We start from the raw sequence: 15977 nt of genomic DNA, 5'->3' as shown, positions 1-15977 counted from the left end.
GATCAGACCGGTTGCCGCGCCGTGACCCGCCGGCACCAGTATCGCCACCCGGCCTCGATCTGACTCGCGGGCCAGGCCACTTCATCCTTCTCCAAACATTCCTCATGACTGGTCCAATACCGCAGTTCCCCCGCCGCGGCGGCGGTGAGCTGCAGGCGGCAGGCCCGTTCGAGCAAGATCGCGTACATCACCGCATGCGCAATATCGGCGCCGACCGCGGCGAACCCGTGCTCGGGCATGAGGCAGGCGCGAGCCGCGCCGAGATCACCGGCCAGGGCACGACCCAATTCGGGAGTGCGGACGAGGTTCGCGGTGGCGGTGAAACGCGGCAGGCCGTGAGCGGCGAACGGGACGGCATCGTGGCTGAGGGCGCGCAGCGGCTGCCCGAGCGCGCTGAACGCATTGACCGCCGCCGAGTGCGTGTGCAGGCTGACCTGCACGTCGGGGCGAGCACGCAGGATCTCGGTGTGGATCGGATATTCGAGGTGGACCCGCCCGTCGCCTTCGAGGAGTTCGCCGGTCCACGACACCAGCAGCACCCGTTCGGGCGTGATCTCTTCCAAGCCCCAGCCGGACGATTTCATCCACACGCCACGGTCTTCGGGGTCGCGCACCGCCAGGTGGCCCCACACCATATCGCCCTGCCCGGCCTCGGCGAGGGCACAGCCGCCCAGGGCGACAAGGGCTTTCAGATCCTGCTCGTTCGTCATGCCCAAAACGTAAGGCTGCCCTAACTATTGCCACAAGTGAAATATCGGCAAGTGCTATTTTCGCAAAGTGAAAGTCGCCTCCCTCGACCTCAACCTGCTGGTGGTGCTCGATGCCGTCCTCGAGGAAGGGAGCGTCACCGGGGCAGCCCGGCAATTGAACCTCTCGGTGCCCGCGGTCAGCCGCGCACTGGGCCGATTGCGCAGCGCCTTCGACGATCCATTGCTGCTGCGCACCAGCCGCGGCATGGAACCCACCGCACAGGCCGTCGCTTTGCGACCGCGTATCCGCGCACTGGTGGCCGCCGCCCAGGACCTCCTGGAACCGGCGGAACCGGACACGCTGAGCCGCACCTTCACCGTGCTGGCATCTCAGGATCTGATCGCCGGCTACGGCACCGACCTGCTCACGCTCTTGCGCAAGGAGAACCCCGCGGTGCAGGTGCGTTTTCTCGCCGACGGCCGTGCCACCGCCGTGGATGCCGAGCTACGTGACGGCTCCGCCGATGTCGCGATCAGCGTCAATCCCTCGATGTACACCGACCTACGCTCCGAAGGTCTGACGCGAACGCCCTATACGGCGGTCGTGCGCATCGGCCATCCGCTGACTTCCGGTGAAGTCACCCCGGCGCGTTTCGCCGCGTTCGAGCACGTCGTGGTGTCTCGGCGCGGTCGCCTGCGCACGGCCGCGGATCGGTTCCTCGAACAGCAGGAACTGCAGCGTCAGGTCGTCACGGCGGCACCGGATTTCACCACCGCCCTGCGCCTGGTCGCCGACGGTGACCTGGTCGGTATCGTCCCGGAACTACTGGCGCGCGGACTGGCAGCACCACTCGGCTTGGCCTTGTGCCCGGTGCCGTTGCCGCTCAAGCCCTTACGCGTCACCTTGCTCTGGCACCCGCGCCGCGACCACGATGCGGCGCACAGTCTGTTGCGCGCCCGCATCCAGGATCTGGCCGCGCGGGTGACCGCGCCCCCGGCCGTGTCGATCGAGTGACCGTGGGGCGCGGCACGACTCACAGCAGTCGCACGTTGCGTCCCACATTGTCGGCGACCTCGTCGGCTTCCCCGTCCAGGATCATCTTGAGCTGGGCGAGCCCGAAACCCGTTGCCGTGTGCAAGGGCACATGCGAAGGCAAGGCCAGCGCGTTCGGTTCGACGACCACGTCCAATACCACCGGCCCGTCCTGGTGCCGCAGCGCCGCGCGGACCGCGTCCTGCAGATCGTCGGGGTCCTCGACGCGAATCCCGGTGGCACCCATCGCTTCCGCCACCTTGGCGAAGTCGGGGTTGCGGAAGTCGGTGCCGTACGGCACGAACCCTGCTTCCTGCTGTTCGAGGTGCACGAAGTCCAGGGCGGAGTTGTTCAGCACCACCTGCACCACCGGCGTGCGGCGCTGTACCTGGGTGAGGATGTCGCCCAGGCCCAGCATGGTGAAACCGCCGTCACCACACAGCGCGATGGTCTGCCGCCCCGGGAAGGCGAGTTGCGCGCCGAAGGCGTTGGGTGCCGCATTGGCCATGGACGCCCACGAGAACGAGCCCATGAGCCGGCGCTGCGGTCCCAGCTGCAGGTAATGCGCGGCCCAGATCACCGCGGTGCCGGTATCGGCGAAGAACAGGGCGTCGTCGGCTGCTTCCTCGTTCAACACGGAGGCCAGGTATTCGGGCCGAATCGGTTTCGTCTTCGGTCCGATGTTCACGTAATGCTGCAGCCGCTCGAGTGAGCGCGCGGTCTCCTTGACGTGCTTGTCGAGGAAATGGCTGTCGCTCTGCTCGGCAACCAGCGGCAGCAATGCGTCCACGGTCGCGCCCACATCGCCGAGAACGGCCAGCTCCAGGGGTATGCGCCGGCCCAGGTGGCTCGCCTTGCGGTCGACCTGGATCACTTTCACCTTGTGCTTGGGCATGAACTCGGTGAACGGGAAGTCGGTACCCAGCAGAACCAGGACATCGCATTTGTTGGCCGCGTTCCAGCAGCCGCCGTAACCGAGCAGGCCGTTCATGCCGACCGCATTGGGGTTGTCGTGTTCGAGCCACTGCTTGCCCTTGAGCGAATAGCCCACCGGCGCTTTGAGTTTCTGCGCGAGGGCACGCACCTGATCCCCGGCCTCCGCGCAGCCGTCACCGCCGAAGATGGTGACCGCGCCCGCGGAATTGATCAGCTCGGCCATGGCCGCCAGATCCTCGGCATTCGCCGCGCCGGGCTTGGTGGCCGGAACAGCCACGCGCAGCGACTCTTTCGGCGCGTCCTGCACGGCGATATCACCAGGCACCGAGATCACAGTCGGTCCCCGTTCGGCCAATGCGATGGTGACGGCGCTGGCGACCACGTGGTGCAGCTGCTGCGCATTGACGATGCGCCCGATGTAGTGGGCCGGAATCTCGAAGAACCGGTACGGATTCAGCTCCTCGATCGTGTGACTGTCCATCTCGGTGGTATTGGTATCCCCGGCGATGGCAATGATCGGCGCACCCTCCTTACGCGCGTCCATCAGCCCGTTGATCAGGTGCATAGTCCCAGGCCCCGCAGTCCCACACACCGCCACCGGCCGCCCGGTCAAAGTAGCTTCGGCGACGGCGGCGAAAACCCCGTACTCCTCATGCCGCACATGCACGAAATCGATGGACCCATTGCGCCGCAACGCGTCGATGACGGGATTGAGGGCGTCCCCGACAATGCCGTAGCACCGTCGCACACCGGCCGAGACCAGCATCTCCCACATACCGTCGGCGACATTCTTGGCCATAGCACTCCTTTGGTAAGGAACCGCGATGAAACCTGCCATTTCACATTGTCGGCCACCGACCGTGACCGCCACGCCTACTTACGGAACACGGCTAGTCGACGGCATCGCGCTCGAGGGGGATGGTGGCGCGCACGGCCCAGCCGCCTTCGGGGCGGCGGCCCGCGACGAGGGTGCCGCCGAGTACCGCGATGCGTTCACGCATGCCGACCAGGCCGAGGCCACTGCCGACGATACGGGTGGCCGGGGCCAGGCCGATAGCTGCCGGTGGGGCCACACCCACGGGTGACGACTGGGCCAGGGTCAGTAGTGCCGGCTGGGGGTCCTTGTCGGGGCAACTCGAGAGTGCGGAGCCGTTGACGGCGGGCATTTCCACGCGCACGCCGACGGAGTCGACCACTTCGATCAGGACGTCGGTGTCGCGGCGGGTCACGCGGACCTCGGCGCAGGGGTCGGGTCCGGCGTGGCGCAGGGTATTGGTGAGGGATTCCTGCACGATGCGGTGGATGCCGAGGCTGACTTCGGGTGTGACGCTGTCGATTTCCCCGGTGAGTTCGAGGGTGACGTGCAGGCCCGTATTGCGCATCATCTCCACGACTTTGGCGATGCCCGCGGTGCCGTGCTGCGGAAGTTGTTCGGGCGCATGCTCGGTGCGCAGCAGCTCGACGGTGCGGCGGAGTTCGCGCAGGGCGTCGCGGCCGGTGCCGGCGATGGTGGTGAGGGCCTGTTCGGCGGTCGCGGGATCCTGGCGCAGGGCGAAGCGGGCGCCGTCGGCTTGCACGATGATGACGCTCACCGCGTGCGCGACGACATCGTGCAGTTCGCGGGCGATGCGGGTGCGTTCGGCGGCCACGGCGTCGTGGGCGCGGCGTTCGCGGTCGTAGTCGGCGACGGCCAGGCGGGCGGCGACCTCGGCGTCGTAGGCGTGGCGGGCGCCGACGAATTCGGCCAGGGCCCAGCACAGTGCGTAGTAGAGCGCGGTGAAGGCGATATCGCTGTGCGCGGGTTTGCCGATCAGCAGTGCCGATAATCCGCTGTCGAGGATCAGCAGTCCCAGATACCAGAGTCCCTGGCGACGGCCCACATACGCGACCAGCGTGTAGAGCATGATGCCCAGCCCGAGCAGCGCGGGATGCACCGAATGGTCCCCGCCGGCTCCGTGCACCACGCTGGTGACCATCGAACAGCCGACCATGGCCAGTGCGGCCGCCACCGGATGGGTGCGCCGGAACACCACCGGAATGGGCAGCAGCACACTGAGAACGAGGTAGGGCACCTTGTTCGTGCTGTCCCCGACCCCGAGAATGTCGATGCCGAGCAGCATCAACGCCAGCACGGAATCGGTGATGAGCGGCTTGCCACGCAGCCACAGACTGAACCTGCGCACATGCCCACCCTACGGGCTCGCCGGGAGTTATCCGGTTTGCCCGGTGTTTGTCGGTCTGGTTGGGTTCACCCGTGAGTGTGGCGGACTGGGCGGTACTACTGACAGCGGCGGCGGCCGCGGGCTGGGTCGACGCGGTGGTCGGCGGTGGTGGCCTGATCACCCTGCCCGCCCTGTTCCTGGTACTACCGGGGCTGCCGCCGCAGACCGGGCTGGGCACCAACAAGATCTCCGCCTTCTGCGGGACCAGCGCAGCCGCGGTCACCTTCGCCCGCAAAGTCCCGATGCGCTGGAAGGTGCTGATTCCCGGCGCGGTCATCGCGGCGGTGGCGGCGGGGTGCGGGTCCGCGGCGGTGGCGCTGATCGACAAGAAGTACTTCATCCCGGTCGTGATGGTGGTGCTGATCGGCGTGGCGATCTTCGTGACACTGCGCCCCTCCATCGGCGTCACCATGGCGACCCATCCCCCGACCCGGCGCAAAACCATCCTGGTGGTGGCCTTGGCGGCCGGGCTCATCGGCTGCTACGACGGCATCCTCGGCCCCGGCACCGGGACCTTCCTCATCATCACCTTCGCCACCCTGCTCGGCACCGAGTTCGTGCGCGCCGCCGCGATGGCGAAGGTCATCAACTGCGGCTCCAACTTCGGCTCGCTGGTCTTCCTCGCCGGCACCGGTCACGTGCTGTGGGCCCTCGGGCTGTCCATGGCGGTGCTGAATGTGGCCGGATCCGTGGTCGGTTCGCGCATGGCGCTCGCGCGCGGCGCGGGGTTCGTGCGCGCGGTGCTGCTGATCGTGGTCGTGGCCATGGTGATTCGCCTGGGCTGGCAGCAGTTCGCCTGAAACGCCACCGCGCCCGGAGGGAATCCGGGCGCGGTGCAAGGGTTTCGCCGGACCGGCGAGGTGGTCACTAGACGAGGGTGTCCTCGGATTGGCGGCAGCCGTGGTCGTCGCGCGAGCGCGGTCCGTTCTCGGAGCCCATGCGCCGCAGCACCTCCGGCCCGAGCCGATGGACCGTGGACATGTGGCGTGCAGGTTCGGACTCCCCGCGTAGTGGGCCTTCGGCGGCGGCTTCACGAGCGCGTTCGGAGATGAGCTCGCGGGCGGGCTCGGGTCCGCGCTCACCCGCCGGCTCGGCGCCCGGCTCCCGCACGGACTCCGACACCGCTTCGCGCGCGGATTCGAACACGATCTCGCGCTGGACTTCCGGCGTGAGCTCCCGCTCCGGTTCCACCGCGAGTCCTTGTGCCTCTTCCGAACCCGATCCGCGCGGCTGGCCCGAGCCCGAGCCCTGCGTGGGCTCGGACCCGAATCCCTCGGGGAACGGGATGTATTCGAGCTCGGGTTCGGCCGCGAGCGCGATGTATGCGGGCGTGGCCTGCGCGGCGAGTTCGCGCTGCGGTTCGTGGGCGAGTTCGCCCGCCGAGTCGACAGGCGCGGTCAGCCACGGCGCCAGCACTTTCGAGGTGGTCTCCTGGATCTGGCGCTGCAGCTTGTCGGGATCCTCGATCCCGCCACGCTGGAACAGCACCGTCAGCGCACCCGAGACCGCCCCGACCACCGCACCCACCAGTGCGGCCGCGCCGACATCGTCGAGTTCGTCGGGGAAGGCCGCCCGCAGATGCCGCGCGATCTCCTGCTGCGAGGCCAGCTGCGCGTAGGCCGCGCGTCCGCTCACCGCCGGGACGGTGCGCGAAACCTGCGCGCGCAGTACGGCTATGCGCGCGGCGAGGGTGTCGCCGAGGTGGTCGCCCGGATTGTCGCCGGCCGCGCGCAGGGCGCGCAGCAGCACTTCGACCGGTCGCTCCCCGGGGCGGCGGGTGGCGACGGCCTGGGCGGCCGCCTGTACCCGTTCGTCGGGTTCGGGGAAGAGCAGTTCCTCTTTGGACGCGAAGTAGTTGAAGAACGTCCGGGTGCCGACTTCGGCGGCAGCGGCTATGTCGGCGACGGTGGTCGCGTCATAGCCTCTGGACTCGAACTGGTCGACGGCGGCTTCGAGGATGGCTCGGCGGGTGCGTTCCCGTTTACGATCGCGGAGTGCGGATGGCGGCACGCGGACGGACAGTACGGCATCCGGACAGCAAAACGTGGCATGTCCAGGGCTTGTCGCGCGCGTTTCATGGTGTGCGTCTGCGCACTTCGTGCATTGTTGCAGCGTGTGCACGTTTGCATACTGCGAATTTCTTTGCGGGCGTGAATGTAGTTGAAGCCCGGAGTGTCGGCCTCTAGCGTGGTGCGGGTGAGCATCGCAACCGAGGTCGTCGACGAGGAGTTCCGCGCCCTGCCCCTGACGGCGCTCGCCGACGCGGCACTGTCCGCGGCGCGGGCAGCCGGGGCCCAGTACGCCGATCTGCGCGTGCATCGATTGCTGCAGCAGTCCATCCGCTTACGCGACGGGCGCGTCGAATCGGTGCGCGACAGCACCGATCTCGGGTTCGCGGTGCGCGTGATCGTCAACGGCACCTGGGGTTTCGCCTCGCACGCCGACCTCACCGCGGATTCCGCCGCCGAGGTCGCCCGGCGCGCCGTCACCGTCGCCACCACCTTGCGCGCGCTCAATCGCGAGCGTGTGGAGCTGGCGCCCGAGCCGCGCTACGACGGCGCCGAATACGTCTCGCCCTATGCCCTCGATCCTTTCGCGGTGCCGACACCGGAGAAAGTGGCACTGCTGCTGGACTATTCGGGACGGCTCGAGGCCGCCGACGGTGTCGACCATGTCACCGCGTCGGTGCTGCAGGTCAAGGAACAGACCTTCTACGCCGACAGCTTCGGCTCGCGCATCACCCAGCAGCGGGTGCGCCTGCACCCGGAACTGGAAGCCATCACCGTCGACCCGTCGGCGGGCGTGTTCGAAACCATGCGCACCGTCGCGGCGCCCGCGGGTCGCGGCTGGGAGTACGTGACGGGAGCCGACGGAACCTGGGACTGGACCGGCGAACTCGCGCAGATCCCGGAATGGCTCGCCGAGAAGGTGAAGGCCCCGACCGTGCAGGCGGGTCCCGCGGATCTGGTCATCGACCCGACCAACCTGTGGCTGACCATTCACGAATCCATCGGCCACGCCACCGAGTACGACCGCGCCATCGGCTACGAATCCGCCTACGCCGGGACTTCTTTCGCCACCCCCGACAAGCTGGGCACCCTGAAGTACGGCACCCCGATCATGCACGTAACCGGTGATCGCACCGAACCGTTCGGGCTGGCCTCGGTCGGCTGGGACGACGAGGGGGTGGCCGGGCAGCGCTGGGATCTGGTGCGCGACGGCATTCTGGTCGGCTACCAACTCGATCGCTCCTTCGCCCCGCGACTGGGCCTGGAACGCTCCAACGGCTGCTCCTACGCCGACTCCGCCCATCACGTGCCGATCCAGCGCATGGCCAATGTGTCCCTGCAACCCGATCCCGAACACGACACCAGCACCGCCGAGCTGATCTCGCGGGTGGAGAACGGCATCTACATCGTCGGCGACAAGTCGTGGTCGATCGATATGCAGCGCTACAACTTCCAGTTCACCGGTCAGCGGTTCTTCCGGATCCGCAACGGCGAGCTGGCCGGTCAGCTCCGCGATGTCGCCTACCAGGCCACCACCACCGACTTCTGGGGCTCCATGGAAGCCGTCGGCGGACCCGCCACCTGGGTGCTCGGCGGCGCGTTCAACTGCGGTAAGGCCCAGCCCGGTCAGGTCGCGGCGGTCTCGCACGGCTGCCCGTCGGTGCTGGTGCGCGGCATCAATATTCTCAATACCCGTGCCGAAGCCGGCCAGTGAGGAAGGGACTCTAATCATGAGTGTGCTCCCCGCCCCCGAGGTCGTCGACCGCGCCCTGCGCGCCTCGCGCGCCGATGAGGCCATGGTGATCGTCACCGACGCGCACGAGGCCTCCCTGCGCTGGGCCGGAAACTCCATGACCACCAACGGTTCCTCGGTCGCACGCGACTGGGCCGTGGTGTCGGTGTTCCGCGACGGCCCGAACACCGCCCGCGTCGGCAGCGTCAGCTCCACGAGCGTGGACCCCGCCGAGATCGAAGCGGTGGTGCGCGCCAGCGAAGAAGCCGCCCGCACCGCCGAACCCGCCCGCGATGCCATGCCGCTGCTGTTCGCCGACGCCGTCGACGCCGACACCCTCGATCGGCTGCTGGAATGGGACGGCGAACCCGGCGCCACCGACATCACCGTATTCGAGTCGCTGGCAACCGATCTGGCCGCCGGTTTCGACGGCGCGGACCGCCTCTATGGTTTCGCCCATCATCAGATGCATTCCACCTGGCTGGGCACCTCCACGGGCCTGCGCCGCCGCTGGGTCCAACCGATCGGTTCGGTCGAAATCAATGGCAAACGTGGCGAGGGCACGGACCTGGCCAGCGCTTGGGTCGGCACCGGCACCACCGATTTCGCCGATGTCGACACCCCCGCCCTGCTGGCCGAGCTCGCCCGCCGCCTGGACTGGTCCAAGCGCCGCGTCGACCTGCCCGCCGGCCGCTACGAAACCTTGCTCCCGCCCTCCGCGGTCGCCGACCTCATGATCTACATGAACTGGACCATGGAAGGCCGCGGCGCCCACGAAGGCCACACCGCCTTCTCCCGCGCCGGCGGCACCCGAATCGGCGAGCAACTCAACACCATTCCGCTGACCCTGTACTCCGACCCCAGCGCCGCCGGTCTCGAGTACCGGCCCTTCGTCGCCACCCCGTCCTCCTCGGAATCGCTGTCGGTCTTCGACAACGGCCTCACCGCCCAGCGCACCGACTGGATCCGCGACGGCGTCATCGAATCCCTCGTCTACCCCCGCGCCACCGCCGCCGAATTCGACGCTCCCACCACCGTCCCCGGCGAAAACCTCCTCATGACAGGCGGATCCGACGCGACCCTGCCCGACCTCATCGCCAACACCGACCGCGGCCTGCTGCTCACCTGCCTCTGGTACATCCGCGAAGTCGACCCGGCAACCCTGCTCCTGACCGGCCTCACCCGCGACGGCGTCTACCTCGTCGAGAACGGCGAAGTCACCGCCGCCGTCAACAACTTCCGCTTCAACGAAAGCCCCCTCGACCTGCTCCGCCGCGTCACCGAAGCCGGCCGCACCGAAATCACCCTCCCCCGCGAGTGGAAAGACTGGTTCACCCGAACCGCCATGCCCCCCTTGCGAATCCCCGACTTCCACATGTCCTCGGTAAGCCAGGCCACCTGATCATGCCCAACCCGCGCCGGCGCCTGATGGGAGCAATGGTCGCCATCTCGGTGGCAGTGGCGCTGCCAGCGTGCTCGTCGGCGGGTGATCGGACTCCTGCGACAGCGACGAGCGCGACGGCGAGTTCGACAGTGGCCCAGGCCGCGCCGACCGGTGGATTGACGATCTCGGGAGCCGTGCAGAATCCGGGAGCGCTCACCGCCGAGCGGCTGCGCGGCCGATACGTGAAACAACCTCATCGATCTACGGGTCGTGGATCTCGGTAGCGCACAACCGAAATGACCCATCCCGCGCGGTAACCGAGCCCACGAATAGAGCGACGCCATGCCCACCGAACCCGGCAGGCATGGCGTCGGACAGCAGTTTCCTACTCGACGCCGAGGGTGACCTCGGTCGACTTGACGAGAACCTTCACCGCCGAACCTTCGGCCAGCCCGAGATCATCGGCAGCCGCACGCGTGATCGACGACGTCATCTCGTCTCCACCGTTGAGCCGAACGCGGACCACAGCCATGGCCTCGCCCAGGGTGATCGCAGTGACAGTTCCATCCAGTTGGTTACGGGTGCTCAATCGCATGCCCCGACCCTACGCCCGAAAAACCCGATCGGCCGGTATTGACGCCTGTGTCAAAACCCACCCTGACCAGCCCTGATTCCACACCTGCGGCAACGATCTCCACGTAGTTCCGACCCTGCGGACACCACTCCCACTCCCAACCGAAGTTGCGGATTCCGACCCAGCCGACCATCCGCAGATGAGTACATCGACCCGGTTACTGCACGCGGGTGTATTCGAGGGCTCACCTGCCTGTCAGGAGGGCGCAGTACCTGGTGCGGGCCTGATCCAGCGTGAGTCCGGTCCCGGCGAGGGTCGGTGGGACGACGTAGTCGCAGTGATGCCCGTGGGCGTCGGGGTCGTCCTCGATTTCGATCAGGTTCTCCAGCTTGGTATCTGTCAGCCGGTAGACGCTGTAGGCGTGACTGCCGGCGCTGATGTGGACCAGATCTATCAGCAGGCCGTCGACTTCGCGCTCGAGCCTCGTCCCGTCGGCCTTGCCCGCCAGGGCGAACTTGCCGCTGGTAGCGGCGGTCGACACGTACACCTGATCGTCAGAATTGCCGGTGATGGTCAGATTGAGCGTCACGATCAGTTCCTGACGCCCGTCGCCTGCGAGATCGGCCAGACGCGGCTCGACCATTTCGAAATTACCGGTCTGCATCAGCGTTTGCCGCACCCTGCCGTCGGGCCCGGAAACCTCGATCCGCACGCCGGCATCGACCCACGGGTAGCGGCCGAAGCTCGGGATGTAGTGGACAGAGAACGCCAGTCCCGACCCGTCGATGCTCTGCAACCGGCAGTCCGCCAGCACCTGATGCTCGTCCACGTGATCGACGTCCCCGCACAGCGGCAATTCGCCTACCGGTGAGACGGGTTGCGACGTAACAACACTCGATACCGCGTGATCCTGATGCCCTCCACTGTCCGAACATGCTGTTGCGCCCACAGCCAGCAGCACGACCCCGATCGCACGAATCGCGACCGACTCAATGGCTTTCATTCCCCCCGCCCTCCGTCGACAACAAGATCGCCGCGCGGGCGCACTGCATTAACGCCTCACCCGAGTCGAGCTACCTCAGGTCCTGACGTGATCTAAGGTCGACTTTGTGGAATCGACGAAACCTACCGAGTCAGAACGTGTTTCAGCGCTGCTCGATGCGGAGGCCAAAGCCTCGAAGTTGTTCGATGAGGTCGTCGCGCGGAATATCATCGTCGCGGGAGCCGGCGAGGCTGCTGTCAGCGATGCGGTTCGCGATCTGGCCGATGAGATGTTCGGCATCCGCCGCTTCTGGCACAAGCGCATCGTCCGTTCGGGCATCAACACGCTCGCGCCCTACAGCTCCAACCCGCCCGACCGCGTCATCGGCGAAAACGACATCTGCTTCCTGGATTTCGGGCCGATCTTCGACGAGTGGGAGGCCGACTTCGGCCGCACCTACGTCCTCGGTGACGACCCCGCGATGCTGGCCGTACGCGATGCACTCGAACCCATGTGGGAACGCGGCCGCGATTACTTCGAGGCCCACCCCGACATCACCGGCGATCAGCTCTACACCTGGATCGTCGAACAGGCAACAGCACAGGGATGGGAGTTCAGCGCCCCGATCGCAGGTCATCTCGTCGGCGAGTTCCCGCACAAGCAGATCTCCGGATCCGAGGTCACCTCCTATATCGCCGCCGGATCGCACACCCCGATGCGCCGCGCCGATCCCACCGGTCGCGCCTGCCATTGGATCCTGGAGATCCACCTGATCGACCGCAAAAACCAGATCGGCGGGTTCTTCGAACAACTCCTCGACGTGCGCTGACGACTGAGCCCGCATCGAATTGCGGGCCTTCTAGGTCGAAGTCTCCTCGGTCAGCCCGTCCGCGGTGAGGGTGAGATGCCGGACCAGGATCGCGGCAGCGGTGTCGGCGTCGCGGCCCAGCGCCGCTTCTTCCAGGCGACGGTGTTCATCGGCGCCGTCGCGGCCGGGATTGCGATGCGTGGACAGACGGCGGGTGAGTTCGCTCGCCGTCCACAGGCGATCGAAAGTCTCCAGTAGAACAGGGTTTTCGCAGCCTTCCAGCAGCGTCCGATGGAAGCCGCGGTGCGCCTCGGACCAGGCCTCGCTGTAGTACTTGCTCTCCTCGGGCTCATAAACCGGAGTGCGAACCAGGCGATGATGAGCCGCACGCACGCGCGCCTCCCAGTCGACATCGCCACGTTCGATGGACATGCGCAGGATGACCGGTTCGATCGTGCGCCGCGCCTCGGCGATCTCCTGCCAGCGCTGATCCGAATACGCGGGCACAGCGAACCCCCGATTGTGCAGCCGATCGGCCAGCCCGTCCCCGACCACCCGCACCAGCGCCTCACGCACCACAGCCAGGCTCACGCCCTGTTCACGGGCCAGATCCTGCGGCTTCAGCGCAGTTCCGGGTGCGTAGTCCCCGCGCATGATCGCATCCCGCAGCCGGGCATAGACCTGCTCGGAAAGCATCTGTTTGCCCGGTGAGGCGGAGGTTTCGGCCGTCTGCGTCATGCCCTCAGCATAGACTATTTGACAGATAATCGATTATTAAGCCTATGATCGATCCTGTGCGGCACCGCAGTTGCCCGCACGGCCCCGATAACCCCGAAAGGCATGACTCGATGAGCAGCAACAACCCCTTCGCCCGCCTCCCCGAAGCAGCCACCTTCACCGTCACCAGCGACACCGTCACCGACGGCAGCGCCTGGTCCGCCGAGCAGCTCTCCGCCGGCCTCCCCGGCGGCAAGGACGTCTCCCCCCAGCTGTCCTGGCACGACGCCCCGGCCGGCACCAAGAGTTACGCCGTCACCGTCTACGACCCCGACGCCCCCACCGGCTCCGGCTTCTGGCACTGGGCCGTAGCCGATATCCCCGCCACCGTCACCGAACTCCCCGAGGGCGCCGGCGACGCCACCGGTTCGGGCCTGCCCGCGGGCGCCTTCCAACTCCCCAACGACACCCGTGATGCCCGCTTCATCGGCGCCGCCCCGCCCGCCGGCCACGGCCCGCACCGCTACTTCGTCGTGGTGCACGCCCTCGACGTCGAATCCATCGGCGTCCCAGCCGAAGCCACCCCGGCCGTCCTCGGCTTCACCATGGCCGGCCACATCCTCGGCCGCGCCGTCCTGACCGCCACCGCCGAAACGGCCGCCTGATCGCGGCGGTCATGGCAATCGAATTCCGGCACAGGACTTCTCGCGGAGCGCGATGATTTCTTCGGGTCCGTGCCGTCTCAAGAGGTGAGACGGTATCCATCGCCCGGACACAAGGAATCACGCCATGACCACTGCAACAGTCGTTTCCAAGGACGGCACCACCATCGCCTACGAGAAGATCGGGAGCGGCCCCGCGGTCGTGCTGGTCGACGGGGCGTTCTGCTACCGCGAGATGGGCCCGAGCCGGCCGGTCGCCGAACAGCTTTCGGACCGGTTCACGGTCTACATCTATGACCGCCGGGCGCGTGGGGAGAGCGGCGATACGCTCCCCTACGACCCGCAGCGGGAGGTCGAGGACCTGCAGGCGGTGGCGGCCGAGGCCGGGGAACCGGTCGATCTGGTCGCCTTCTCTTCCGGATGCGCGGTGACACTGGCCACGGTGCAGGCGGGGCTGGCGGTGCGGCGGATCGGGCTCTACGAGTTCCCGCTGATCGTGGACGATTCACGCCCGCCCGCCCCGGAGGGCTATCAGCAGCACATCCGGGATCTGATCGCGGCCGGGAAGAACGGTGCCGCGGTCAAGTACTTCATGCACAGCGGGATCCGGCTGCCGAGGCTGCTGGTCGAGCTGTTCCCGGTGTTCCCGGGCTGGTCGAAGTTGAAGAAGACGGCTCCCACCTTGACCTATGACGGTAGGTTCATGGGTGATGCCCTCGATGGCAAGCCGATTCCGGCCGGTCGCTACGACTATGTGAGCGCGCCGACCACCGTCTACGCGGGCACCAAGAGCCCGGCGTGGATGCGCAATGGCAATGCCGCTCTGGCACAGGCCATTCCGGGCGCGAAGTTCGTGGATCTGCCGGGTCAGACCCATCAGGTCAATGCGGCGAAGTTCGTTCCGACCCTGAAGGAGTTCCTGCAATGACGAAAGTGATCGCGGGGGCCACGACCTCCCTGGACGGATTCATCGCCGGCCCGGAGGAGACGGGGTTCGAGCACCTGTTCACCTGGTACACCGCCGGTGACGTGGAGTATCAGAGCACGCACCCGGAGGTCCCGTTCCACCTGACCCCCGCTGATCACGCCTATTTCTCCGAATTCCTCCACCGTGTCGGTGTTTTCGTGGTGGGGCGCCGCCTGTTCGACCTGACCGATGGCTGGGGCGGCAGCCATCCGTGCAACAAGCCGATCGTGGTGCTCACGCACACCGTTCCGCACGAATGGATCGATACCCATCGCGGCGCGCCGTTCACCTTCGTCACCGACGGCATCAAGACCGCGATCGACACCGCCGCCACCATCGCCGGTGACCACTGGGTCGCCGTCAACGGCGGCGAGATGGCCCGTCAGGCGCTGGAAGCCGGTCTGCTGCAAGAACTCTGGGTCGATATCGCACCCGTGCTGCTGGGCGGCGGGGTCCCGCTCATCGGCCGCACCGATGGCCCGGTCCTGCTGGAAGATCCGGAGATCTTCCCCGGTACCCGCGTCACTCACCTGCGCTATCGAGTCCTCTGACCACACACCGGCATTCCCGGTCAACCATGTTCGGGTGATCTTGCAAGACCCGTAATGTAATGGCGCACAGCGCGTCTGGCCCATCGTATTTCCATGTGATCATGAATCGTCCTGTCATCACGGCGTTTTAGGATCCGAATGATCACATTCAATTCGAAGTCGACCGCCACATCTGTGCGCCGTTTCTCCTTCGCGGGGTCGGCACTGTGTGCATTGGCCGTGCTCGCCACGGCGGGATGCGGAGGCTCGGACACGGGGTCCCCGGCCCCGAGCAGTTCGACGACGGTGACGTCGGTGATCGTGCCGTCCACCAGTCCCGCCGCGGCCCCGGCCGCACCGAGTGAGATTGCCTCGCCGAGTGAGGTCGTCCCCGCGCCACAGACCCAAGCGCCCGCGCCCACCAGCGTGATCGCGATACCAGCGCCTGCTACCGAGCCCCCGGTCACTGCTGTCCCGTCGCGGCAGGCCGAACCGCCGAAACAAGCGCCCCCGACCCTGCCGGACCCGGGGTTCTCACCGCGGGCCGGGTACTGAGTCGGGGAAGCAGGTTTCATCGATGGTCACCGGTCATTCGCTGAGTGCACAGTTGGGCCGGATCGTGTGCACTGCCCTGATCGCCCTCGGGTTGGAGGGTTCGGCCGCTGTCGCGGCGGCCGATGACACCCCGCAGCGCCCTGGTCACACACTGGTCGTCCTCGGGGACTCGTACTC

Annotated in this window: 16 protein-coding genes; 8 read left to right on the top strand and 8 right to left on the bottom strand. The window is 67.1% G+C overall.

The window, feature by feature from the left end:
* Positions 1 to 2: 2 nt before the first annotated feature.
* Positions 3 to 710, bottom strand: coding sequence for a class II aldolase/adducin family protein (locus tag ACH438_RS24995; RefSeq protein WP_397009218.1), 708 nt, complete (start codon positions 708 to 710; stop codon positions 3 to 5).
* A gap of 67 nt (positions 711 to 777) precedes the next feature.
* Between ACH438_RS24995 and ACH438_RS24990 the strand changes: the two genes are divergently transcribed.
* Positions 778 to 1704 (top strand): LysR family transcriptional regulator, encoded by a 927-nt coding sequence (locus ACH438_RS24990; RefSeq protein WP_397009216.1) that lies wholly within the window; start codon positions 778 to 780, stop codon positions 1702 to 1704.
* A gap of 19 nt (positions 1705 to 1723) precedes the next feature.
* Here ACH438_RS24990 and ACH438_RS24985 read toward each other — a convergent pair whose 3' ends face one another.
* Both ACH438_RS24985 and ACH438_RS24980 read right to left on the bottom strand, forming a co-directional pair.
* Positions 1724 to 3457: a thiamine pyrophosphate-dependent enzyme gene (locus ACH438_RS24985; RefSeq protein ID WP_397009214.1), complete on the bottom strand. Its 1734-nt coding sequence runs from the start codon at positions 3455 to 3457 to the stop codon at positions 1724 to 1726.
* Positions 3458 to 3548: 91 nt separating this feature from the next.
* Positions 3549 to 4841: a sensor histidine kinase gene (locus tag ACH438_RS24980; RefSeq protein WP_397009212.1), complete on the bottom strand. Its 1293-nt coding sequence runs from the start codon at positions 4839 to 4841 to the stop codon at positions 3549 to 3551.
* A gap of 71 nt (positions 4842 to 4912) precedes the next feature.
* Here ACH438_RS24980 and ACH438_RS24975 point away from each other — a divergent pair, with 71 nt between their 5' ends.
* A complete protein-coding gene (locus tag ACH438_RS24975; RefSeq protein WP_397009210.1) occupies positions 4913 to 5680 on the top strand; it encodes a TSUP family transporter in 768 nt (255 codons plus the stop codon).
* Positions 5681 to 5747: 67 nt separating this feature from the next.
* On the opposite strand, the gene ACH438_RS24970 is transcribed toward ACH438_RS24975, so the two are convergent.
* Positions 5748 to 6890 carry a TetR/AcrR family transcriptional regulator gene (locus ACH438_RS24970; RefSeq protein ID WP_397009208.1) on the bottom strand — a complete coding sequence of 381 codons (1143 nt, stop codon included), beginning with the start codon at positions 6888 to 6890 and terminating at the stop codon, positions 5748 to 5750.
* 186 nt (positions 6891 to 7076) lie between these two features.
* Between ACH438_RS24970 and ACH438_RS24965 the strand changes: the two genes are divergently transcribed.
* Complete coding sequence (locus ACH438_RS24965; RefSeq protein WP_397009206.1) at positions 7077 to 8603, top strand: TldD/PmbA family protein; 1527 nt, start codon at positions 7077 to 7079, stop codon at positions 8601 to 8603.
* Positions 8604 to 8625: 22 nt separating this feature from the next.
* Positions 8626 to 10023, top strand: a complete 1398-nt coding sequence (locus ACH438_RS24960) for a metallopeptidase TldD-related protein (protein ID WP_397009963.1) — start codon at positions 8626 to 8628, stop codon at positions 10021 to 10023.
* A 367-nt stretch (positions 10024 to 10390) separates the two neighbouring features.
* Here the strand turns inward: ACH438_RS24960 and ACH438_RS24955 are convergent, their stop codons facing one another.
* Both ACH438_RS24955 and ACH438_RS24950 read right to left on the bottom strand, forming a co-directional pair.
* Complete coding sequence (locus ACH438_RS24955) at positions 10391 to 10600, bottom strand: molybdopterin-binding protein (RefSeq protein ID WP_397009204.1); 210 nt, start codon at positions 10598 to 10600, stop codon at positions 10391 to 10393.
* Between the two features lie 223 nt (positions 10601 to 10823).
* Positions 10824 to 11582, bottom strand: coding sequence for a hypothetical protein (locus ACH438_RS24950; RefSeq protein ID WP_397009202.1), 759 nt, complete (start codon positions 11580 to 11582; stop codon positions 10824 to 10826).
* Between the two features lie 106 nt (positions 11583 to 11688).
* Between ACH438_RS24950 and ACH438_RS24945 the strand changes: the two genes are divergently transcribed.
* Positions 11689 to 12390, top strand: a complete 702-nt coding sequence (locus ACH438_RS24945; RefSeq protein WP_397009200.1) for a M24 family metallopeptidase — start codon at positions 11689 to 11691, stop codon at positions 12388 to 12390.
* A gap of 30 nt (positions 12391 to 12420) precedes the next feature.
* Here the strand turns inward: ACH438_RS24945 and ACH438_RS24940 are convergent, their stop codons facing one another.
* Positions 12421 to 13107 (bottom strand): GntR family transcriptional regulator, encoded by a 687-nt coding sequence (locus ACH438_RS24940; protein WP_397009198.1) that lies wholly within the window; start codon positions 13105 to 13107, stop codon positions 12421 to 12423.
* A 110-nt stretch (positions 13108 to 13217) separates the two neighbouring features.
* Between ACH438_RS24940 and ACH438_RS24935 the strand changes: the two genes are divergently transcribed.
* From ACH438_RS24935 to ACH438_RS24925, 3 genes are all read left to right on the top strand, one after another.
* Complete coding sequence (locus ACH438_RS24935) at positions 13218 to 13751, top strand: YbhB/YbcL family Raf kinase inhibitor-like protein (protein ID WP_397009196.1); 534 nt, start codon at positions 13218 to 13220, stop codon at positions 13749 to 13751.
* 124 nt (positions 13752 to 13875) lie between these two features.
* Positions 13876 to 14676: an alpha/beta fold hydrolase gene (locus ACH438_RS24930; protein WP_397009194.1), complete on the top strand. Its 801-nt coding sequence runs from the start codon at positions 13876 to 13878 to the stop codon at positions 14674 to 14676.
* Positions 14673 to 15266: a dihydrofolate reductase family protein gene (locus tag ACH438_RS24925; protein ID WP_397009192.1), complete on the top strand. Its 594-nt coding sequence runs from the start codon at positions 14673 to 14675 to the stop codon at positions 15264 to 15266. The genes ACH438_RS24930 and ACH438_RS24925 overlap by 4 nt, the downstream gene beginning before the upstream one ends.
* A 20-nt stretch (positions 15267 to 15286) precedes the next feature.
* Here ACH438_RS24925 and ACH438_RS24920 read toward each other — a convergent pair whose 3' ends face one another.
* A complete protein-coding gene (locus ACH438_RS24920; protein WP_397009190.1) occupies positions 15287 to 15577 on the bottom strand; it encodes a hypothetical protein in 291 nt (96 codons plus the stop codon).
* Positions 15578 to 15977 lie beyond the last annotated feature (400 nt).

Origin of the sequence: Nocardia sp. NPDC020380 (assembly GCF_044386975.1) — a bacterium.
Classification (GTDB): Bacteria; Actinomycetota; Actinomycetes; order Mycobacteriales; family Mycobacteriaceae; genus Nocardia.
The sequence above is the reverse complement of the archived record's forward strand: the minus strand, read 5'-3'. Positions and strand labels throughout refer to the sequence as shown.

Excerpts from the sequence above, each read along its gene's own strand:
- ACH438_RS24995 (WP_397009218.1), bottom strand. The coding sequence starts at position 710 with ATGACGAACGAGCAGGATCTGAAAGCCCTTGTCGCCCTGGGCGGCTGT.
- ACH438_RS24985 (WP_397009214.1), bottom strand. The coding sequence starts at position 3,457 with ATGGCCAAGAATGTCGCCGACGGTATGTGGGAGATGCTGGTCTCGGCC.
- ACH438_RS24955 (WP_397009204.1), bottom strand. The coding sequence starts at position 10,600 with ATGCGATTGAGCACCCGTAACCAACTGGATGGAACTGTCACTGCGATC.
- ACH438_RS24950 (WP_397009202.1), bottom strand. The coding sequence starts at position 11,582 with ATGAAAGCCATTGAGTCGGTCGCGATTCGTGCGATCGGGGTCGTGCTG.
- ACH438_RS24940 (WP_397009198.1), bottom strand. The coding sequence starts at position 13,107 with ATGACGCAGACGGCCGAAACCTCCGCCTCACCGGGCAAACAGATGCTT.
- ACH438_RS24935 (WP_397009196.1), top strand. The coding sequence starts at position 13,218 with ATGAGCAGCAACAACCCCTTCGCCCGCCTCCCCGAAGCAGCCACCTTC.
- ACH438_RS24930 (WP_397009194.1), top strand. The coding sequence starts at position 13,876 with ATGACCACTGCAACAGTCGTTTCCAAGGACGGCACCACCATCGCCTAC.
- ACH438_RS24925 (WP_397009192.1), top strand. The coding sequence starts at position 14,673 with ATGACGAAAGTGATCGCGGGGGCCACGACCTCCCTGGACGGATTCATC.